Below are 20431 nucleotides of genomic sequence, written 5' to 3'. Positions count from 1 at the left end.
TTTGAATTTTAATGAATCCTATATGTTTCTATTAAAGAAAAAACCGTACATTTGCAGTCCATTTTTGAGACGTGATCTCAAAGATTAGAGGACGTGATCCTCGCTAAACTTTAAAAGTTAAATGGCAGTAAAAATCAGATTGGCCCGAAGAGGTCGCAAGAAACAAGCGATTTACGATGTAGTTATCGCAGATGCAAGAGCACCACGAGATGGTCGCTTTATTGAAAAAATTGGTATTTATAACCCAAACACTAACCCAGCTACTATCAATATTGATAATGAGAAGGCGTTTCAGTGGGTTATGAATGGAGCACAGCCTACAGATACTGTAAAGGCAATGCTTTCTTACCGTGGAGTTCTTCTAAGAAAACACCTTCAAATTGGTGTGATTAAAGGAGCAGTTACTCAAGAAGAGGCTGATAAAAAATATCAGGCTTGGTTAGAAGGCAAAGAATCTCAAATCAGTGGTAAAGTAGAGCAATTAGCAAAAGCTAAAGATGACGCTAAGAAAGCGAAGTTGGATGCAGAAGCTAAAGTAAACACTGCAAGAGCTGAGGCGATTGCTGCTAGAAAAGCAGAAGCAGAAGCAGCTAATGCACCTGCTGCTGAAGAAGAGGCTACTGAAGAAGTAGAGGCGTCAGCAGAAGTAGCTGAAGAGGCTCCTGCTGCGGAAGAGGCACCAGCTGCTGAAGAGAAAAAAGAAGACTAATTATAGTTGGTCATGACGGTTGAAGATTGTTACCAGTTAGGGTATATCACTAAACCGCACGGCTTAAAGGGCGAGGTTCAGGTCTTATTAGACGTGGATTACCCTCAAGAGTATAAAACTTTGGAATCAGTTTTTGTCCAACAAGGGCAACAACTGGTTCCTTTTTTTATTTCAGCCATTTCACTGAACGGAGACAGGGCAATTATTTCTTTTGAAGATACGAATACCTTAGATCTGGCTAAGGCTTTAAAAGGTTGTTCACTTTACTTGCCTCTATCTACTTTGCCCGAGCGCGAAGAGGGCGATTTCTATTTTCATGAACTCGTTGGTTTTGATTTAATCGATGCTAATGACGATAGTTTAGTGGGGGAAGTTGAGAACGTATTTGAGGCTGGTCCGCAAACTCTTCTTTCAATTAAACATAAAACTGAAAAAGAAGTGTTGATTCCTTTAACAGATGAGCTGATTAAGGAAATAGACAAGGAGAACAACAGATTGTACATGTATATTCCTGAAGGTTTAGTAGATGTTTTTCTAGAAGATTAATCATGAGAATCGACATCATCACATTATTGCCCAGATTACTGGATAGTCCCTTTTCGCACTCTATATTAAAAAGAGCGCAAGAGAAAGGTCTGGTGGAAGTGGTAGTACATGACTTGCGAGAATTCTCAACCAGCAAGCAGCGCCAACTTGACGATTATGCTTATGGTGGAGGTGCAGGCATGGTAATGATGATTGAACCGATTGACCTTTGTATTTCTAAGCTAAAGGCTGAGCGTGATTATGATGAAGTTATTTATATGACTCCTGATGGTGAGCTGCTTAATCAAGGAATCGCGAATGAGCTTTCTTTGAAAGGAAATCTCATTTTACTGTGCGGTCATTATAAAGGGGTGGACGAAAGAGTAAGGGAGCATTTTATAACCCGAGAAATAAGTATTGGGAATTATGTGCTTTCTGGGGGTGAGCTGGCAGCGGCTGTGGTAGCAGATTCTATTATTAGATTGCTGCCTGGTGTATTGTCTGACGAAACTTCTGCTCTAACAGATTCTTTTCAAGATGATTTAGTTGCTCCCCCTGTTTATACGCGCCCTGCTGAATACAAAGGTATGGTGGTGCCAGAAGTGCTTTTATCAGGTCATCAGGCCAAGATTGAAGAGTGGAGGTATGAACAATCTGTAGCGCGAACTAGGGCTAGGCGACCTGGAATGCTAGATGAGTAAAAAAATATTGATAGCCTGCTTGTTACAAAAACATTTTCCATATATTTGCAGTCCGATTTTAGACGAGGCTGTTAGAGATAGAAATCATGAGTGATCTTATCAAATTTATAGAGCAAGAAAATAACGAAGTAAGAACTTCGATGCCACAATTCAATTCTGGTGACACTATCAACGTGCACGTGAAGATTAAAGAAGGTGGTAAAGAGAGAATTCAGCAGTTTCAAGGAACTGTAATTCAGAGAAAAAATTCAGGCACAAACGGTGAGACTTTCACTGTAAGAAAAATTTCTAACGGTGTGGGTGTAGAAAGAGTGTTTCCACTTCTTTCACCAAATATCGATAAAATCGAAGTGCTTAGAAAAGGTAAAGTTAGAAGAGCTAAATTATTCTACTTAAGAGGTAGACATGGTAAGGCCGCAAGAATTAAAGAGAAATTGGCTAAATAGTCATTTCCTCTTAAAGAATTTGAACCTCCATTTGGAGGTTTTTTTATGTCTTAACTTTTTTCTACGCCAATATGTCACTTTTTTAATTGAGGCGCATTTATTGTTCCTTTGCCCACCATATAAGTTTTAGAGGTGATTCAATTTCATAAATATCAAGGTACAGGCAACGATTTCGTGATGATCGATAATCGGCAGCTAGAAATCGATAAATCTGATTTATCATTTGTTTCGCAATTGTGCGATCGTAGGTTTGGTGTAGGTGCAGACGGAGTGATTCTGATCGAGGATCATCCAGAGTTTGATTTCGAAATGATCTACTATAACCCAGATGGATCGCAAAGTCTTTGTGGTAACGGAAGTCGATGTGCTGTTATGTTTGCCAAGAGTTTGGGTATTATTCAGGATAACACTGAATTTTTGGCTATTGATGGGCCTCACGAAGCGTTTATTACAGATGGAGAAGTCCATTTATTAATGAATGACGTAGCCGAACATGAATTGATCGGAGATGACTTTTTGATCAATACCGGCTCTCCGCATTATATACAATATGTACCCAATGCCCACGACATAGATGTAGTAGAGAGCGGTAGAGAAATTCGCTATTCAGATCGCTTCAAGAACGAAGGGGTAAACGTCAATTTTATTGAGGAGTGCCCCAACAACTCACTTGTAATTAGGACGTATGAGAGAGGGGTTGAAAACGAAACTTTATCCTGTGGTACGGGTTGTACAGCTGCTGCATTATCTTTTGCATTAAAAGGGGGCGAATCTCCAATTAGGCTCAATGCAGTTGGGGGAGAGCTTCAGGTTTCTTTTAATCAAGAGAACAACATTTTTAAGGACATCTATTTAATAGGTCCTGCCGAAAAAGTATTTGAAGGAGTAATCGAGCTGTGAATATAAAATCAAGCTTATGTTTACTTTTTCTAGACAAGAAATTAACTTTAAACCATATTAAAAATACAGTATGAGTTTTTTAACAAAAGGGTTGGCAAAGGTTTTTGGATCGAAGTCAGATCGAGATATTAAGGAAGTAAAACCTTACGTTGATAAAATTAACAAAGCGTTTGATGAATTGAGCAGCATTTCTGATGAAGCTTTGAGGGGAAAGACCCAAGAAATTAAAGGTAGAATTAAAAGTTACCTTAAAGAAGTTGATGATCAACTGGCTGCCCTTCATCTTAGAATTGAGAAAGAAACAGATTTGGAAATTGCTCAAAAGGAGAGCATTTTCGATCAAATAGATAAACTGGAAGAGAAGCGTGACGAAGAACTTGAGAAAGTACTTATGGATGTGCTTCCAGATGCCTTTGCTGTAGTGAAGGAAACAGCCAGAAGACTAAAGGAAAACGGTAAACTTGAAGTTGAGGCTACTTTGCATGATAGACAAATTGCTGCCAAAGGCCCTCAAGTTGAAGTTGTAGGAGATAAAGCCATTTGGAAGAACAAATGGCTAGCAGCAGGTACTGAGGTGACTTGGGAAATGCTTCACTACGATGTACAGTTAATCGGAGGTATCGTTTTGCATCAAGGAAAAATCGCTGAGATGGCGACTGGTGAAGGTAAAACGCTTGTAGCTACATTACCCGCCTACCTGAATGCCTTAGCAGAAAGAGGTGTTCACGTAATTACGGTGAACGATTACTTGGCCAAGCGAGATTCAGAATGGATGGCACCGCTATTCCAATTCCATGGCCTTACAATAGACTGTATAGATAAGCACCAGCCAAATTCTGAAGAAAGAAGAGAGGCTTATCGTGCGGACATCACTTACGGAACTAATAACGAATTTGGCTTCGATTATTTGCGTGACAACATGGCCAGAGAAGCAAAAGAGCTTGTACAACGCAAGCATCACTATGCAATGGTCGATGAGGTCGATTCAGTATTGATTGATGAAGCCAGAACTCCATTGATCATTTCAGGCCCAATTCCAAAAGGAGATGAGCACGAGTTTCACGAATTGAAACCACGCGTTACTAAGCTAGTAGATGCTCAAAAGAAGCTTTGTTCTCAATATTTGAATGACGCTAAACGATTGATCAAAGAAGGAAACGAAGACGAAGGTGGACTGGCTTTGTTCAGGGCTTTCCGTGGCCTTCCAAAATATAAACCATTGATTAAATTCCTAAGTGAAACAGGAATGAAGATGGTAATGCAGAAGACAGAGAACTTCTATCTGCAAGACAACCAAAAGAACATGCCTAAGGCAGATGAACCACTTTACTTTACCATTGATGAAAAGACAAATGCGGTAAATCTGACTGAAAAAGGAACTGACTTAATTACTGGTGAAGGAGAAGACCCAAGCTTCTTTATTATGACCGACATTGGTGAAGTAGTGGCCAGACTTGAGAAAGACGAAACTTTAAGCGATGAAGATAAGCTCAAGCAAAAAGAAGAAGCCATTCAAGATTACTCAGTAAAAGGGCAAAGAATTCATACAGTAAACCAATTGCTGAAAGCTTATACCATGTTTGAAAAGGATACGGAATATATCCTTGATGGGGGAAAAGTGAAAATTGTAGATGAGCAAACAGGTAGGGTAATGGATGGCCGTAGATATTCTGACGGACTACATCAAGCCATTGAAGCCAAGGAAAATGTGAAGGTAGAAGACGCCACACAAACCTATGCCACTATTACATTGCAGAACTATTTCAGAATGTACCACAAACTGGCGGGTATGACGGGTACTGCAGAAACAGAAGCAGGAGAGTTCTGGGAAATTTACAAACTGGATACAGTAGTAATTCCTACCAATCGACCAATTGCAAGAGAAGACAGAGAAGACAAAGTATATAAAACGGTAAGAGAGAAATTTAATGCCGTAGTAGACGAAATCGTTGAGTTAACTGCCGAAGGAAGACCAGTATTAGTGGGTACTACTTCGGTTGAAATCTCTGAAATTTTGAGCAGAATGCTTCATCTTAAAAAGATTGAGCATCAAGTATTGAACGCGAAGCAACACGCCAGAGAAGCCGATGTTGTGGCCGCTGCTGGTAGACCAGGTACAGTAACCATTGCTACCAACATGGCAGGTCGTGGAACAGATATTAAGTTAGCACCAGAATCTAAAGCCGCTGGGGGGCTTGCCATTATTGGTACAGAAAGACACGAATCAAGACGTGTTGACCGCCAGTTGAGAGGTAGAGCAGGTCGTCAAGGAGACGCAGGTTCATCTCAATTCTTTGTTTCATTGGAAGATAATTTAATGAGGCTTTTTGGCTCAGACAGAGTAGCTAAGCTAATGGATAGAATGGGCTTGAAGGAAGGTGAGATGATTCAGCATTCCATGATTTCCAAGTCTATTGAAAGAGCACAACGTAAAGTTGAAGAAAATAACTTCGGTACCAGAAAACGACTTTTGGAGTATGATGACATCATGAACCAACAGCGTTCGGTGATCTATGAAAGAAGAAAAAATGCGTTGATCGGTGAACGTTTGCAGTTAGACATCATGAACATGATGTATGATACTTGTGAGGACATCCTGAACAATACAAAACCAACAAACGATTTTGACGGGTTTAAACTTAGCTGTATTGGCACATTGGGTATGGATACCAAAATTGGTATCGATCATTACACTCAGTCCGATGTAAACACACTCGTAAACGATTTGTACGAAGAAGTTTATGCCGACTACAATAAGAAGAACAAGTCTATAGCAGAAAAAACACTGCCATTACTGAAACATATTCAGCAAGAAAAAGGAGCTACGGTTGAGAACATACTTCTTCCATTTATGGATGGGAAGAGACAAATTGGTGTGGCTGTAAACCTCAACAAAACTGTAGAAACAGAAAACGCTGAATTGATCAAAGCCATGGAGAAATCGATTACGCTTGCAGTAATTGACCAAACATGGAAAGAGCACTTGCGCGATATGGATGATTTGAAACAGTCTGTGCAAAACGCGGTTTATGAGCAGAAAGATCCGCTTTTGATCTATAAATTCGAAGCCTTCCAATTGTTTAAAGCTTTCCTTTCTAAGGTAAACGAAGAAACAGTTTCCTTCCTTACCAAAGCCGACATACCTCAACAAGCACCAGACAGAGTGCAAGAGGCGAGAAGCCGAGGAAGTCAACAAAAACTGAATGAAAGTAAGGAAGAGTCTAAATCGGCTTTAGCCGGTAGACAGGATACTAGAAACAGACCTCCAGTTGAAAAAATTGCTCCTATTAAGTCTGAAAAGATTTACGGTAGAAATGACCGAGTTAATGTTCAGTACCAAGACGGAACTGTGAAAAATGACGTTAAGTTTAAGCAAGTAGAAGAAGATATTCTAAGCAATAAATGCGTGGTCATCAATGAATAAGTTTGTTTCACATACCCTACTACCTCTTGCTGCCATTCTTTTGGTAGTTGGGTGTACCAATCAGGCAGTCCCTAAAAAGGATGTGAAAGGGAATGAGGTTGATCTGAGCTATTCCGATGACCTGTCTAAGTATCGGCCTAAAGTTGAAAGCCAATCAGGTATGATAGACAGTATTGATCTAGTAAAAAATGAAGCCATAAGGTCTTCTTATGAAGTTTCTGATAAGATGAATGCCGTTATGGACTCCATTATTACCAGAAACGATACATTGGCAACACTTTCTGGTTATACTATTATGGTGTATTCAGGAACAAATGAAGTTGAGGCAGGTAGGGTGAGGAATCGTCTATTTGATATTCTTCCTGCAATGGATGCTCAAATTCAATATAAATTGCCTACCTATTTTGTGAAGATTGGTGAGTTCTATCAGCAGATAGAGGCGCAACCCCTTTATGAGAAAATAAAGAAATATTACCCCACCGCTACTGTAGTTCCAGAGCAATTTAAACTTGAAAAATGAGTTTACTGGCCGAAGTTAAAAAATTGGCTTCTCAGTATGCAGAAGATACAGTTAGTATTCGTAGGTATATTCATGCCAACCCCGAACTTTCGTTTAAGGAGTTTGAAACTGCAAAATATGTAGCTTCTGAGTTAAGAAAGCTTGGCATAGAACCAAAAGAAGGAGTTGCTGAAACGGGACTTACAGCATTGATAGAGGGTAAAAACCCTTCGTCTAGAACCGTGGCTTTGCGTGCCGACATGGATGCTTTGCCCATTACCGAACTCAGTGATATTCCTTATAAATCAAAAAACGAAGGTGTAATGCATGCTTGCGGTCACGATGTGCATACCTCATGTCTTTTAGGAGCTGCTAGAATTTTGGTTCAGCTCAAAGATCAATTTGAGGGAACCGTTCAATTAGTATTTCAACCTGGAGAAGAAAAAAATCCAGGAGGAGCTTCGTTAATGATCAAAGCTGGGGCTCTAGAAAACCCTAAGCCTAACAGCATGTTGGGGCAGCATGTAATGCCATATATCCCGACAGGGAAAGTTGGTTTTAGAGAAGGTCAGTATATGGCCAGTGCCGATGAAATTTACCTTACCGTAAAAGGGAAAGGTGGTCATGCTGCGCTTCCTGATAAAGTAATTGATCCAATTCTTATTGCTTCTCACATCATCGTAGCCCTTCAGCAAGTAGTAAGCAGAAATGCTGACCCTAAAAAACCAACTGTGCTTTCTTTCGGGCAAATTGAAGGAGGGCATGCTCAAAACATTATTCCCGATGAGGTTAAAATTGGAGGAACCTTTAGGGCTTTGGATGAAGAATGGCGTTTCGAGGCACACAAAAGAATAAGGAGCATTGCTGAAGGAATAGCCGAAGCCATGGGAGGTAGCTGTGATGTAAATGTTGATGTTGGTTACCCATTTCTAACCAATGACCCAGGCACAACGCAAGCAGCGCGTGCAGCAGCAATCTCTTACTTGGGTGAAGAAAACATTGTTGACCTTGATCTATGGATGGGAGCAGAAGACTTTGCTTATTACTCTCATGTAGTGCCTTCTTGCTTTTATCGTTTAGGAACTGGAAATCCTGAGAAAGGAACCACTTTAGGTGTTCATACCCCTAAATTTAATATTGACGAAGACGCCATTGAGGTTGGAATTGGATTGATGGCTTGGATTGCCCTCAATCAGTTAAGTGCCGATAGGGCGTAAAAAATAAAAGCCTCATTTCTGAGGCTTTATTATAATCATCTTATTTTTTCTATTCTTAAGCTTTTAATAGCTCAGCCATTGTTGCTCCAATGTCAGCTGGTGAGCTAACAACTTTAATACCGCAAGACTCCATTATTTTCATCTTAGCTTCTGCTGTATCTTCTGCTCCACCAATGATGGCACCAGCGTGGCCCATTCTTCTACCCGGAGGCGCTGTTTGTCCAGCGATAAATCCAACCACTGGCTTTTTGTTACCAGTAGATTTAATGTACTCAGCAGCAAGGGCTTCGTAGTTACCACCAATTTCACCGATCATAACGATGGCGTCAGTTTCTGGGTCGTTCATTAAAAGCTCAACGGCTTCTTTTGTTGGTGTTCCAATAATTGGGTCACCACCAATTCCTATCGCAGTTGAAATTCCCAAACCAGCTTTTACCAATTGGTCAGCAGCTTCATAAGTTAAAGTACCAGATTTAGATACTAAACCAACTCTACCTTTTTTGAAGATAAAACCAGGCATGATACCTACTTTAGCTTCACCCGGAGTAATAACTCCTGGGCAGTTAGGGCCAATTAAGGTAACACTCTTGTTCTTAATATATTCTTTGGCCTGAACCATATCTTTAACAGGAATTCCCTCAGTAATGGCGATGATTACAGAAATACCAGCATCGGCAGCCTCCATTATAGCATCAGCAGCAAAAGCTGGTGGTACAAATATGATAGATACGTTGGCACCAGTTGCGGCTACTGCATCTTCTACAGTATTGAATACTGGTTTACCAATGTGTTCTTGGCCTCCTTTTCCCGGAGTTACACCACCAACTACATTTGTACCATATTCAATCATTTGTTCAGCGTGGAAAGTACCTTCAGAGCCGGTAAATCCTTGAACTATAATTTTAGAATCTTTATTGACTAAAACACTCATTACAGTGGGTTTAAATTTGTGGCAAAAATAGAACAATAAATGGCTAAGCCAAAGGATTAATTGGTTGAGATGTTCTGTTAGGGTGAATTAGGATTTCGACCCAAAGAGCAGAAAAAAATGTTAACCTTTTTTAACGAAAATTTATCCTCAATACTGAAACAATTTCTTTCCATAGTAGGTATACCTACCCATAAGTGTTTTGATAGAAAAATTGAGAAACAATACTTATCAGGAAAGAATTAAGAAAAGGTTGATTATACATAGTTAGTTTTTAGTATTTTAAGGTTGATTAAGAAAAAGAGCTCGAGGTTGGGGCTCTTTTCTTTTTTGGTGTCTACTGCAAAAAGTACAGATTTGAACCGTAGTGACTGAATATCACTCTATTTAAAAATGTTATCTTAGTCGGTCATACAAAATAGAAACTTGAATACAACTGAATTTAAAGGCGCGAAGATTTTTGGGCTGTTGTTTGGCCCAACAGTTTTTTTTCTGATTCTATCATTTTCTCCAGAGGTTTGGATATCCCCAGATGCCTGGAAGGTAGTAGGCATTGCGGCATGGATGATCATTTGGTGGATTACCGAAGCCGCTCCAATTCCCGTTACAGCCTTACTTCCCATTGTTCTCTTTCAAATTACAGGCGTTTTCAATGCCAATGAGGCCACAGCGCCCTATGCCAACCCAATTATATTCTTGTTTATGGCTGGTTTCATCTTGGGTTTGGGAATGGAAAAGCATAACCTACACAAGCGCATTGCCCTGAACTTAATTCGTTTAACAGGCACTAATCCTAATGGAATCATCTTAGGCTTTATGCTCACTACTGCTTTTCTATCCATGTGGATTAGCAACACTGCTACCACCGTAATGATGCTTCCTATTGCACTTTCGATTACCAGTTTGCTCAATCTTGATAACACTCAAGACAAAGGAAAAAAAAGGTTTGCATTGGTGCTTATGTTAAGTATCGCATATGCCGCAAACATTGGAGGCACCGCCACAATTATTGGAACACCACCCAATGTAGCTTGGGTAGGTTTTATGAGCGAAATGATGGACTATGAAGTGAGCTTTGCGCAGTATTTAAAAGTAGGATTACCCACCTGTTTCATTATGCTTGCCATCACTTATTTTTTGCTTACTCGAGTACTGTTCCCTAGCCGAATCAAAAACCTTTCTGACTCTTCTCAGATTATTGATGACCAAATAAGCGCATTAGGAAAAGTTAGCCGAGCTGAGAAGTTGGTAGCACTCATTTTTGTTCTTACAGCTGTTGCATGGATACTTAGGGCGAATTTAAATACTTGGTTTAACACCACATTACTGAATGATACTTTGATCGGAATGATTGGTGCCATATTTATGTTTGCAACGCCTGTTAGTTTGAAAAGAGGTGAATTCCTTTTGGATTGGGAGTATACTAAAAAGCTACCTTGGGGAATTCTGCTTCTTTTTGGTGGTGGGCTCACTTTAGCCAAAGCCATGGAAACAACTGAAATAGTTCAGATTGTAGGTGAATCTATAGCCCAACAAGGCAATATGAGTAAACTCCTTCTGGTTTTGGGTCTAAGTGCCTTTATGCTTTTTATGACAGAGATAATGAGCAATGTGGCGTTGACTGTAATTTTTGTTCCTGTAGTATTAGGAATTTCATTAAGCTTAAACATTAACCCCATGTACCTTTCGTTGCCAGTTACTTTGGCAGCAAGCTATGCCTTTATGATGCCTATTTCTACTCCTCCAAATGCTATAGTTTTTTCTTCAGGAATGATCCCTATGAAAGAAATGATAAGAGCAGGCTTTATTCTTAACCTTGTTGCCATACTTCTTTTGGCGGCATTATCAGAAACCTTGATTCCTTTGGTGTATGGATAGCATGATAGAAAGCGCAATAGTCTTTGATAGAATTGTTGAAGAAAGAAGGTCGGTAAGAATTTACGATCAACAGGCAGATTTTGATCCAGAAGCTGTTAGGCGAAGTTTAGAAAGGGCCATTCTTTCACCCAATAGTAGTAATATGCAGCTTTGGGAGTTTTACAGAATCCGTACCGAAGAAGCACGGGAGAAAGTCAGCTGGATGTGCATGAATCAGAAGGCTGCCAAAACTGCCAGAGAGTTGGTGGTATTTGTAGCCCGAAAGGACCTTTGGAGAACACGGCAAAAAGCTTTGGTTCAAGAGATGAAAAGGGTTTATGGCGAACCTACAACCAAAGCAGCCAAAAGGGCGCTCAACTATTATGAAAGCCTAATTCCTAAATATTATTTCAACGACCCTTTTGGTGTTTGGGGCTTTATTAAAAAGTGTATCTATTTTTTTGTAGGGTTAAAACGGCCCATGGTACGGCATGGAAATGCTACCGATGTCCGAATAAGTGTACATAAAAGTGCTGCATTGGCAGCTCAAACCTTTATGCTGAGTATGAAGGCCGAAGGATATGACACCTGCCCTATGGAAGGTATGGACTCAATTCGAATTAAGAAATTCCTTAAGCTACCTCGAAAGGCAGAAGTAACTATGGTGATTGGCTGCGGGCCTGCTGCTGATGGCGGTGTATATTCAGAGCGATTTAGAGTACCAAATGATGAAGTCATTTTCGAGGTTTAGCCGAAAGGCAAAATTTATTTCTATTGATGAAGTAATCAGATATAAGCTAATCGCTTATATTTAATTTCAAATTCCTAAACACATGAAAGCCACAAAGAAAATTCTTTCGATAATCTGTATTCTCATTCTCTCAATTTGCCTTACCTCCTGTGTTAAAATTATTGAGAAGTTTATGTTTAAAAAAGATGGAAGTGGTACCTATTCCATGACTGTTGATATGAGTGAGATGGCTGAAATGATGAAATCGTTAGGCGGGGCAGATGAGGAGATCGCGGAGGCTACTGAAGAGATGGAAGTGGACTTTGAAGATAAGATGGCTAGAATGGAAGCGATTTCTGGGATATCGAATGGAAGGAATGATTTTGATAGAGAGAAATTGAAATACACGGTGCTGTTTGATTTTGATAATGTGGAAGCATTGAACAAAGGGATGAGCGAGTTCTATCGTGATTCAGCCGCAGTAGGACCAACGAAACAATCAGTGTTTTTCACTCAAAAGGGCAATGCCTTTGAAAGAACTGACTTTAATGAGACAATCGATAATTTCAAAAAGGGACTTGAGGGGGAAGGAGAGGAAGAGTTTGATTTAGAAATGGCGGCTTTGATGTTCGGGGATGCTGCTTATGAACAAATCATTGAGTTTGATACTAAGATCAAATCAGTTTCAAATGATGAATATAAGTTATCGGAAGATAATAAAAGCGTTAGCTGGATATATAGACTTTTCCAGAAGGAAGATTACGCTAAAAAACCTAAAGCTAAGATAGTAATCAGATAAGTCGAAGTGTATTCGTCTTATCTGATTACTTAATTATTTATTCGTTTTCCTTAAAGCCAAGTCGTGCTACAGCACCTCCAGGGCCAGAAGCATAGGCGGCTTTATTGTCTTTGGTTACGCTTACAGAATAGTATTTGCCTTCCATTGGTGCATAGCCCTCCATTCCTTCTCTAAAATAATCGCAGCTTTGTCTGCCTACAGCCAAAACCAAATCATTAAAAATGGCTACTCCAGACCGATAGCCCTGTGGTTTTAAAGAAGCCATAACAGGAAACCACGATTTACCACGGTCTAAGGTGTAAGCACTATTGATTCGAGTTAAAGAATCGCCACGGTAATCACCACCTACCATTAGGCCTTCGTTTTCATTTTTGAATGCAATAGAAAAGATTCCTGCAGTTGATTCACCAGATTGAAGCGGTGTAATGGTTTTCTCCCAAGTCTCGCCTCTATCGTAAGAATAAAAAAGGCTAGCCTCTTCTCCGCCTAGGCCAATATAAACATCAGAATTTCCATTCGTAATTAGGCAAGTACCACTAGCAGCAAAACCGCCTTGGCCATCTTTGGCAATAGGTCTTTGTTCGAAAGGAAGTTCTTGCCAAGTCTCGCCACCATCTTTGGTTTTCAGAATAAGTAATCTACTATCCACAGCATCGCCAAAAATGATTCCGTTTTGATCGTCCCAAAAATCCATTGCATCGTAAAAGGTACCTTCCTTCATAGAAAAGTATTTTTGTTGCCAGCTTTGGCCCCCATCAGTGGTTTTGTAAATCACCGCAGGTAGTCCTGCGCTCAGCGCAATGGCCGTGTTAGCATCGAAACCTTGAATATCTCTAAAGTCTATGGTGTCAGCTTCTGCAATGCTCACATCCTCCCAAGTTTTTCCTCCATCAATAGTTCTCAGTACTGTTCCTTTAGTACCGCTGGCCCAAGCTACGTTTTCAGTTACAGCATTGAGTCCTCGTAAACTGGCCTTCGAGCCAGAGGTTTGGGCTTGCCAATAAGGTGTTAGCGCTTTGCTTTCTTCTTCCTTTTTTTCTGAGCTTCCACAGCTTAACAAAAAGAGAACAGGTAATAAATAGATCAGTCTTTTCATGGTTTTTTCATGGCAGCCAAGTCAGGCTTTTCTTTCGATTTATAAACAGAAGAAGGTAATTCATCAAATACCATTATGTTGGTCAACTGGCGTTCGCCACGGTCTCCTGAAATTAATATATCACCCATTTGCTGGTAATTATTGAAAGGAACGTTAAAGCCTTGGGTAGTATCTGCTGCATTACGGTAATATGCCCACTGCTTTACCAGGTGGTCTGTTTTATCTACCCAAACCCAGTAACGGTTATTTGGGGTATTGCCCACTTTATCGAAAGTTAACTCAAGCTTATCTGCCAATACATCTTCATTAGTTTTTTCTTCTCCTAAATACTTCAAGGTAACACCTGAGTCTTTTAATTTGAAAGGCATAAGCAGCCAATATGAGTCATTGATCCAAGCACTTTTGCCTCTACCAATTAGGTTGTTTAAAGTGTCGGAATCAGTTATTTCTCTTCCATCAATAAATGCTTTTCCGGTGTTATCGTTAATGTTGATCAAGAAAGTAGTGTTGCGCATATCCACACGAACATCACCAGTCCACTTGTCCCAAACCAAATCACGAGCGCCAAAGAAATTCCAAGCGATATGACGAGTGTTGTCCCAAGCCTTACGTCCACCCATGGCTTCCATTACTTGATCGGCCACTTCAATAGCTTTAGGGTCTGAACCTTCTAGGTTAAAGCCTTCAGCAGGAGGGTTGCCATATTCGGCCTCTGTGGTTTCTTGAGTAGTACCTGAACCGCAACTTTGTATTAAACAGACAAAGAAGAGCGAGAGAAATAATAAGGTCTTGGTTTTCATAAGGTTTTGATTTGTAAACTAAGGTAGTGGTGATATTTTAGAAAAGCCATTGGTTTTCTAACACATTTCTTTAAAATGAATAATTCATTAAAACTACATTTAGGAACTTTTATTTTTTAATCACGTAATTTAAAAACTACATTTAGGAACTTAATAACAACAGCCCTCTTGAGTTTGGGGGGCAAGAATTTTACAAAATGAAGAAATTTCAGCTCGGAGAATTTGAAGAAATCGTTTTGTTGACGGTGGGTGTACTTTATGGCGAGGCTTACGGAGTAGCCATTAAGGGTGAAATAGAAACCCGATTGAAAAGAAAAGTTTCGGTGGGAGCTCTACAGTCGGCTTTACGCAGAATGGAAAAGAAAGGCTTTTTGATTTCGGAACTTGGAGAAACTACTAGCGAACGAGGAGGTAAGCGGAAACGCTATTTCAAAATTACAGCTTTGGGTAAAAAAGCCATGGATCATAACATGGAAACCCGCCTCGAACTTAGAAATCAGATTCCAGATATCGCTTTTGATTTTAAACTATGCTAAAAAAAATTGGGGAATGGATTTTTTCATTCTACTGTCACCCTGATTTCCAGGAAGATATTTTGGGTGACTTGGAGGAGCATTACAGGTCAAACTTTAAGGAAGTAGGGAAAAGAAGAGCTGATTTAAAGTTCTTTTTGAATGTACTTCTTCTTTTTAGGTTTTCGCTTCTTCGTGATTCTTGGTTGAGTCTTAACTTAATACATACAACAATGGTCAAAAACAACATTAAGATGGCGTATCGCAGTATGATGCGTCAAAAATTTTATTCATTTCTCAACCTTACAGGGTTGGCAATTGGTATGGCAGCCTGTATCTTCATTGCCATTTTCGTAAAGGACGAACTAAGCTTTGATAAGCATTTTGAAGACTCCGATAAGATTTTCCGCATTGCCGCCAATTTGAAATTTGGGGATAATGTCTTTAATCTTTCCTTTGCTCCCGATCCGATGGCGAAGACCGTTAAGGAAGAGTTTCCTGAAGTGGAAGAGGCCGCTAGAACAAGGGGTAATTCAACCCAACTAATTTCCTATAATAATAACTATATCCGCCAAGACCATATCACTTGGGCTGATCAAGAGTTCTTTTCTATTTTCTCTCTACCACTTTTAAGAGGAGATAGAAATCATTTGCTTGACGAGCCCAATACGGCTGTGCTTACAGAAACTACTGCCAAGAAAATTTTTGGAGAAGAGGATCCTTTGAACAAAATAATAAGGGTGAATGATGAATTGAACATTAAGGTTACCGGGGTAATTGCGGACATTCCTGACAATACCCACTTTGACTACAATATGTTCATCACTATGCTCAATAGAGCTGATGCTCGTCAAAACATCTGGTTGAGCAATAATTTTACCACCTATCTAAAATTGAATGCGAAAGAGACGAAGGAGGTAGTAGATGGTCGCTTTCCAGCGTTCCTAGAAAGGCATTTTGCCGATCAAGTAAAACAAATGATGGGGGTGGACATTAAAGATGCTTTGGCCAGCGGTAATTTGGCAGCTACTTATTTCTTACAACCCGTTGAAGATATCTATCTCCATTCCAACATGGATTATGAGATTCGTTCGAGCGGTTCTATCGAAAATGTATACCTGTTCAGTATCATTGGCTTTTTTATACTGCTAATTGCCTGCATCAATTTTATGAATATGGCCACAGCAAAGGCTTCTATCAGGGCCAAAGAAGTGGGAGTAAGAAAAGTTCTGGGTTCGTTAAAGAGGCAGTTGATCAACCAATTCTTAACAGAATCTATCTTAAATAGTCTCCTATCGGCCATTGCCGCAATAGCCATTGTAACATTGCTGTTGCCTTATTTTAATCAACTTACAAATAAGGAAATAATAAACCCCATTTTTAGCTTAAACGGACTTTGGCCTTACCTAGCAATGGCTACACTAATTGTTGGCCTATTGGCTGGTATTTATCCCGCCTTTGTGCTGTCATCCTTTTTACCCTCAAAGGTTTTAAAGGGGGAGGTTACTCAAGGTAAAAGAGCTGGGTGGATGCGGAATGTATTAGTGGTTGTTCAGTTTTCAACGTCTATCTTTCTAATTATTGGCTCAGCATTTATCTATAGCCAATTGGATTATCTTCAACATAAAGAACTGGGCTTTAATAAGGATCAAATTTTAGTAATCAATGAAACACAACTTTTGGGTGATCAAATTCAGGTTTTTAAAACCGAATTAGAAAGAAGTGCAGTAATCGAAAGCGCGACAATAAGCGATTTTATTCCAGCAACAAACACTTATAATGACTCACCATTTTTAAGTGAAACTGCCACAACTACAGATGAGGCAGTTTCATTGCAAATTTGGTATGTGGATGAAGACTATGCCAAAACCTATGATTTGAAAATGGCAGATGGGAGGTTTTTTTCAAAAGAATTTGGCTCAGACTCTATGGCCATGGTGCTAAATGAAACTGCCATTAAGCGGTTCGGCTACTTGGAAAACCCAGTTGGAAGAAAAATTAAATCGGTAATGGAGAATGGGAATACTTACACGATAGTGGGGGTGGCCAAAGATTTTCATTTCAGGTCTATGACCGAAGAAATTCAACCCCAAGTATTCTTTTTGGGTAATAGCACTGGAAGTGTGAGTGTGAAATTTAAAGCCAACATGACCAGTGATGTATTGGCAGCAAGTGAATCCATCTGGGATAAATTTAGTGGAGGGAAACCTTTTGAGTATGACTTTTTAGATGACATATTCGCCAGTTCCTTTAGAGATCAAGTGAGATTGAAAACGATTTTCTCAGTATTTGCTGGACTGGCCATCAGTATTGCATGTTTGGGCTTGTTCGGTTTGGCTGCATATGTAACCGAACAACGTAAAAAGGAGATCGGAATCAGAAAGGTTTTGGGTGCTTCAATGACTACTTTATTGGGTCTATTGTTCCGCAATTTCACGGTCCTAATTCTTGTTTCTTCAATAATTGCCATCCCGTTGGCTTGGTTATACATGGATGGATGGCTTGCAGACTTCCCTTTCCGAATAGCGCTTAACCCTTTCATCTTTATTGTTTCTGCCATAGGTACTTTGCTTATAGCCCTGCTTACAGTGGGTTATCAATCCATGAGAGCAGCCCGCAGAAACCCAGTGGAAAACCTAAGGTGTGAGTAGAAAATTCTGACCCTGAAAATCACAAATGCCAGATTAACGTCTGGCATTTGTGATTTGATTTTTTTGGAATACAGAAGGGCGCACCACTCCCGGTTTTATAAGGACCAAACAACTCATCCTCCTAATTCTACGGTTCGGTAAGACTAATTTCAATTAAGAAACGGAGCGTTGCACATTTGAGTCAACAACGAGCCCACAGCTCTAGAACTCAAAAACAACAACAATGCAACGTTTCAAATTCTTTTTTCTTTTTGTGCTAGCAATTGCTTCGAATGCCAAAGCACAAACCGTTATTTCAGGAAAAGTAACAGACAGTCAAGGAACAGCCATTCCTTTTGCCAATGTGTACATCAAGGATTCATTTGATGGCGCAAACTCTAAAAATGACGGTTCATTCAGCTTCCAAACAAGCGAAACAGGTCAACGAACCCTATTGGTGAGTTTTATTGGTTTTAAAACTTTCGAAAAAACACTTGAATTGAAAGGTCAACCAATTCAGGTGGAAGTAATTTTAGAAGAGCAAATCAATAAAATTGATGGAGTAACCATAACCGCGGGAGCATTTGAAGCCAGCGATATTAAGAAGGTGACAGTATTAAAGCCTCTCGATATTGTAACCACGGCCAGTGCGGCAGGAGATATTATGGGTGCAATAAACACATTGCCTGGTACAGCCACAGTTGGTGAGTCAGGGAGGTTGTTTGTCCGCGGGGGAGAAGGCTATGAAACCAAGGTTTTTATTGATGGGCTTGAAGTAAGAAATGCGTTTGGCGCTACTGCGCCCAATGTACCTACCCGTGGTCGATTTAGTCCTTTTTTGTTTAAAGGCACCATATTTAGTACGGGAGGATATTCGGCTGAATATGGCCAAGCGCTTTCTTCGGCCTTGGTTTTAAACTCCAACGATATTGCCGAGAAAACGCAAGGAGATATTTCGCTGATGACGGTTGGGGGTGATTTAGCCTACACCAAAAAGCGGGAGAACTCCAGTATTTCAGGCAAGGTTCAGTACACCGATTTGCGCCCTTATCAGGATTTAATCAAACAAGACTTTGATTGGGAAGAGGCGCCCAATGGCAAAGTAGCCGAATTGGTTTTCAGGCAAAAAATAAGTGGAAGTGGTTTGCTGAAGGTGTACGCCAATATGGACATTTCGAACCTGAGCATTCGTCAACCCAATATTAATAATGGTGGAGCGAAAGACACTGTTTCAATTGGTAACGATTACTTCTATTTGAATACCAGTTATAAAGACATTATTGCTGACCGTTGGACTGTTCGGGCTGGGATTTCTACCACTTTGAACCAAGAGAAAATTGGTTTCAATACCGATGAAATAGAGGAGGACGAAAAAGGCGTTCATGCTAAACTTGCTTTTAACTGGGAAGCAGCTGAAAAAGTAAGCGTAAACATGGGGACAGAGTTCTTCATTAAGAAATACACCAACAAATTCAATATCGAAAACGGGCCAAACGATGCCTTCGATTTTAAAGAAAACATTGCCAGCACTTTTGTTGAAACGGATTACTTTGCCTCGAATAAGTTTGTGGTACGTACAGGTTTACGTTTAGAGCATTCTTCCCTATTGAACCAAATGTGGGTAAATCCGCGATTGGCAATGTCGTATAAGTTGACAGAAAAGGGGCAGTTTTCGTTGGCCTACGGGCAGTATTTGCAATCCGCTCAAAACGACTATGCTTTGGTGAATCAGAACTTAAAGCCAGAAAAATCGACACATTACATTCTGAACTATCAATACATTCATAATGATCGTGTTTTCAGAGTAGAAACCTATTTGAAAAAGTATGATGACTTAGTGAAGTTCACTGATGCCAATGATTTCAACCCTAATAATTACGCGAATACTGGCTTTGGTGAGGCCAAAGGGGTAGACGTATTCTGGAGAGACAGCAAGACTTTCGAAAATACTGATTACTGGATTTCTTATTCCTATGTCGATTCAGAAAGAGACTATCGAGATTTCTCAAGCTTGGCAACGCCTTCTTTCGTTTCCAATCATAACTTCTCTTTTGTGGCTAAGCATTTTGTTGTGCCATTGAGAACTCAGTTTGGAGCTACTTATAATTTTGCTTCGAGCAGGCCATTTCACAACCCAAACAAGTCAGGCTTTCAGAATGACAAAACCCCAACTTTTCATGATTTAAGCTTGAATGCTGCTTTCCTTATAAAACCGAATATTATCCTGTACATGTCTTCTTCTAATATCTTCGGGCGTGACAATGTGTTTGGTTACCAATATGCAAACCAAGCAAATGCTCAAGGTATTTACGAGCGACAGGTGGTAGGGCAAGGCGCCAAGCGCTTTGTTTTTCTAGCCCTGTTCATCACCCTAACTAAAGACGGACAAGAGAATCAATTGAATAATCTTTAGTGGTTAGTAACTAGTAGTTAGTATTTAGACATTAGATAATGGACTAATGCTGCTGTATGAGCTTCTTAGCTTTTCATCTATATAATGTGCCTTCGAACAGTGGTTCCCTAGTAGACGGCACATTTAAGATTATGGGGCATAAATGATACTGCGAACACTCCTCCTTGGAGAAGGAGGTTGGGAGGATTGGCTGTCTTGTCCTGAAATAGGTTTACACAAATAAGTGTAAGAATGAATAATAGGTA

At 40.0% G+C, this 20431-nt stretch carries 17 protein-coding genes; 14 read left to right on the top strand and 3 right to left on the bottom strand.

Annotation, left to right across the window (positions count from 1 at the left end; all coding sequences use genetic code 11):
• The first annotated feature begins 121 nt into the window (after nt 1–121).
• From AAC026_RS16885 to AAC026_RS16850, 8 genes are all read left to right on the top strand, one after another.
• The gene (locus tag AAC026_RS16885; RefSeq protein ID WP_339700505.1) at nt 122–709 is read left to right on the top strand and encodes a 30S ribosomal protein S16; all 588 of its coding nucleotides are present in this window, start codon (nt 122–124) and stop codon (nt 707–709) included.
• Nucleotides 710–721: 12 nt separating this feature from the next.
• Entirely contained in the window at nt 722–1255 is a 534-nt protein-coding gene (gene rimM, locus AAC026_RS16880) for a ribosome maturation factor RimM (RefSeq protein WP_339700502.1), read from the top strand.
• A gap of 2 nt (nt 1256–1257) precedes the next feature.
• Nucleotides 1258–1935, top strand: a complete 678-nt coding sequence (gene trmD, locus AAC026_RS16875; RefSeq protein ID WP_339608587.1) for a tRNA (guanosine(37)-N1)-methyltransferase TrmD — start codon at nt 1258–1260, stop codon at nt 1933–1935.
• Between the two features lie 86 nt (nt 1936–2021).
• Entirely contained in the window at nt 2022–2381 is a 360-nt protein-coding gene (gene rplS / locus AAC026_RS16870) for a 50S ribosomal protein L19 (RefSeq protein ID WP_339608586.1), read from the top strand.
• A gap of 132 nt (nt 2382–2513) precedes the next feature.
• A complete protein-coding gene (gene dapF / locus AAC026_RS16865) occupies nt 2514–3281 on the top strand; it encodes a diaminopimelate epimerase (protein ID WP_339700499.1) in 768 nt (255 codons plus the stop codon).
• Nucleotides 3282–3351: 70 nt separating this feature from the next.
• Complete coding sequence (secA, locus tag AAC026_RS16860; protein WP_339700496.1) at nt 3352–6705, top strand: preprotein translocase subunit SecA; 3354 nt, start codon at nt 3352–3354, stop codon at nt 6703–6705.
• Nucleotides 6698–7225 (top strand): hypothetical protein, encoded by a 528-nt coding sequence (locus AAC026_RS16855; protein WP_339610041.1) that lies wholly within the window; start codon nt 6698–6700, stop codon nt 7223–7225. Before secA ends, AAC026_RS16855 begins: the two co-directional genes overlap by 8 nt.
• Entirely contained in the window at nt 7222–8421 is a 1200-nt protein-coding gene (locus tag AAC026_RS16850) for a M20 family metallopeptidase (protein ID WP_339700494.1), read from the top strand. Before AAC026_RS16855 ends, AAC026_RS16850 begins: the two co-directional genes overlap by 4 nt.
• A 55-nt stretch (nt 8422–8476) precedes the next feature.
• Here the strand turns inward: AAC026_RS16850 and sucD are convergent, their stop codons facing one another.
• A complete protein-coding gene (gene sucD / locus AAC026_RS16845; RefSeq protein WP_339700492.1) occupies nt 8477–9352 on the bottom strand; it encodes a succinate--CoA ligase subunit alpha in 876 nt (291 codons plus the stop codon).
• 423 nt (nt 9353–9775) lie between these two features.
• Here sucD and AAC026_RS16840 point away from each other — a divergent pair, with 423 nt between their 5' ends.
• From AAC026_RS16840 to AAC026_RS16830, 3 genes are all read left to right on the top strand, one after another.
• Entirely contained in the window at nt 9776–11227 is a 1452-nt protein-coding gene (locus AAC026_RS16840) for an SLC13 family permease (protein ID WP_339700489.1), read from the top strand.
• Nucleotides 11220–11957 carry a nitroreductase family protein gene (locus AAC026_RS16835; protein ID WP_339700486.1) on the top strand — a complete coding sequence of 246 codons (738 nt, stop codon included), beginning with the start codon at nt 11220–11222 and terminating at the stop codon, nt 11955–11957. Before AAC026_RS16840 ends, AAC026_RS16835 begins: the two co-directional genes overlap by 8 nt.
• Nucleotides 11958–12129: 172 nt before the next feature.
• A complete protein-coding gene (locus AAC026_RS16830) occupies nt 12130–12735 on the top strand; it encodes a hypothetical protein (RefSeq protein ID WP_339700483.1) in 606 nt (201 codons plus the stop codon).
• Nucleotides 12736–12772: 37 nt separating this feature from the next.
• On the opposite strand, the gene AAC026_RS16825 is transcribed toward AAC026_RS16830, so the two are convergent.
• Together AAC026_RS16825 and AAC026_RS16820 are read right to left on the bottom strand one after the other, a co-directional pair.
• Nucleotides 12773–13831, bottom strand: a complete 1059-nt coding sequence (locus tag AAC026_RS16825; protein WP_339610129.1) for a YCF48-related protein — start codon at nt 13829–13831, stop codon at nt 12773–12775.
• Nucleotides 13828–14631 (bottom strand): hypothetical protein, encoded by an 804-nt coding sequence (locus tag AAC026_RS16820; protein ID WP_339700480.1) that lies wholly within the window; start codon nt 14629–14631, stop codon nt 13828–13830. The genes AAC026_RS16825 and AAC026_RS16820 overlap by 4 nt, the downstream gene beginning before the upstream one ends.
• A 197-nt stretch (nt 14632–14828) precedes the next feature.
• On the opposite strand from AAC026_RS16820, the gene AAC026_RS16815 reads away from it, so the two are divergent.
• From AAC026_RS16815 to AAC026_RS16805, 3 genes are all read left to right on the top strand, one after another.
• The gene (locus tag AAC026_RS16815; RefSeq protein ID WP_339609466.1) at nt 14829–15167 is read left to right on the top strand and encodes a helix-turn-helix transcriptional regulator; all 339 of its coding nucleotides are present in this window, start codon (nt 14829–14831) and stop codon (nt 15165–15167) included.
• The gene (locus tag AAC026_RS16810; protein ID WP_339700477.1) at nt 15161–17794 is read left to right on the top strand and encodes an ABC transporter permease; all 2634 of its coding nucleotides are present in this window, start codon (nt 15161–15163) and stop codon (nt 17792–17794) included. The genes AAC026_RS16815 and AAC026_RS16810 overlap by 7 nt, the downstream gene beginning before the upstream one ends.
• A gap of 223 nt (nt 17795–18017) precedes the next feature.
• Nucleotides 18018–20186 (top strand): TonB-dependent receptor, encoded by a 2169-nt coding sequence (locus tag AAC026_RS16805; protein ID WP_339700475.1) that lies wholly within the window; start codon nt 18018–18020, stop codon nt 20184–20186.
• The last annotated feature ends 245 nt before the right edge of the window (nt 20187–20431 follow it).

Source organism: uncultured Roseivirga sp., from assembly GCF_963973945.1.
Classification (GTDB): Bacteria; Bacteroidota; Bacteroidia; order Cytophagales; family Cyclobacteriaceae; genus Roseivirga.
This window is presented reverse-complemented; position numbering and strand designations above follow the sequence as displayed.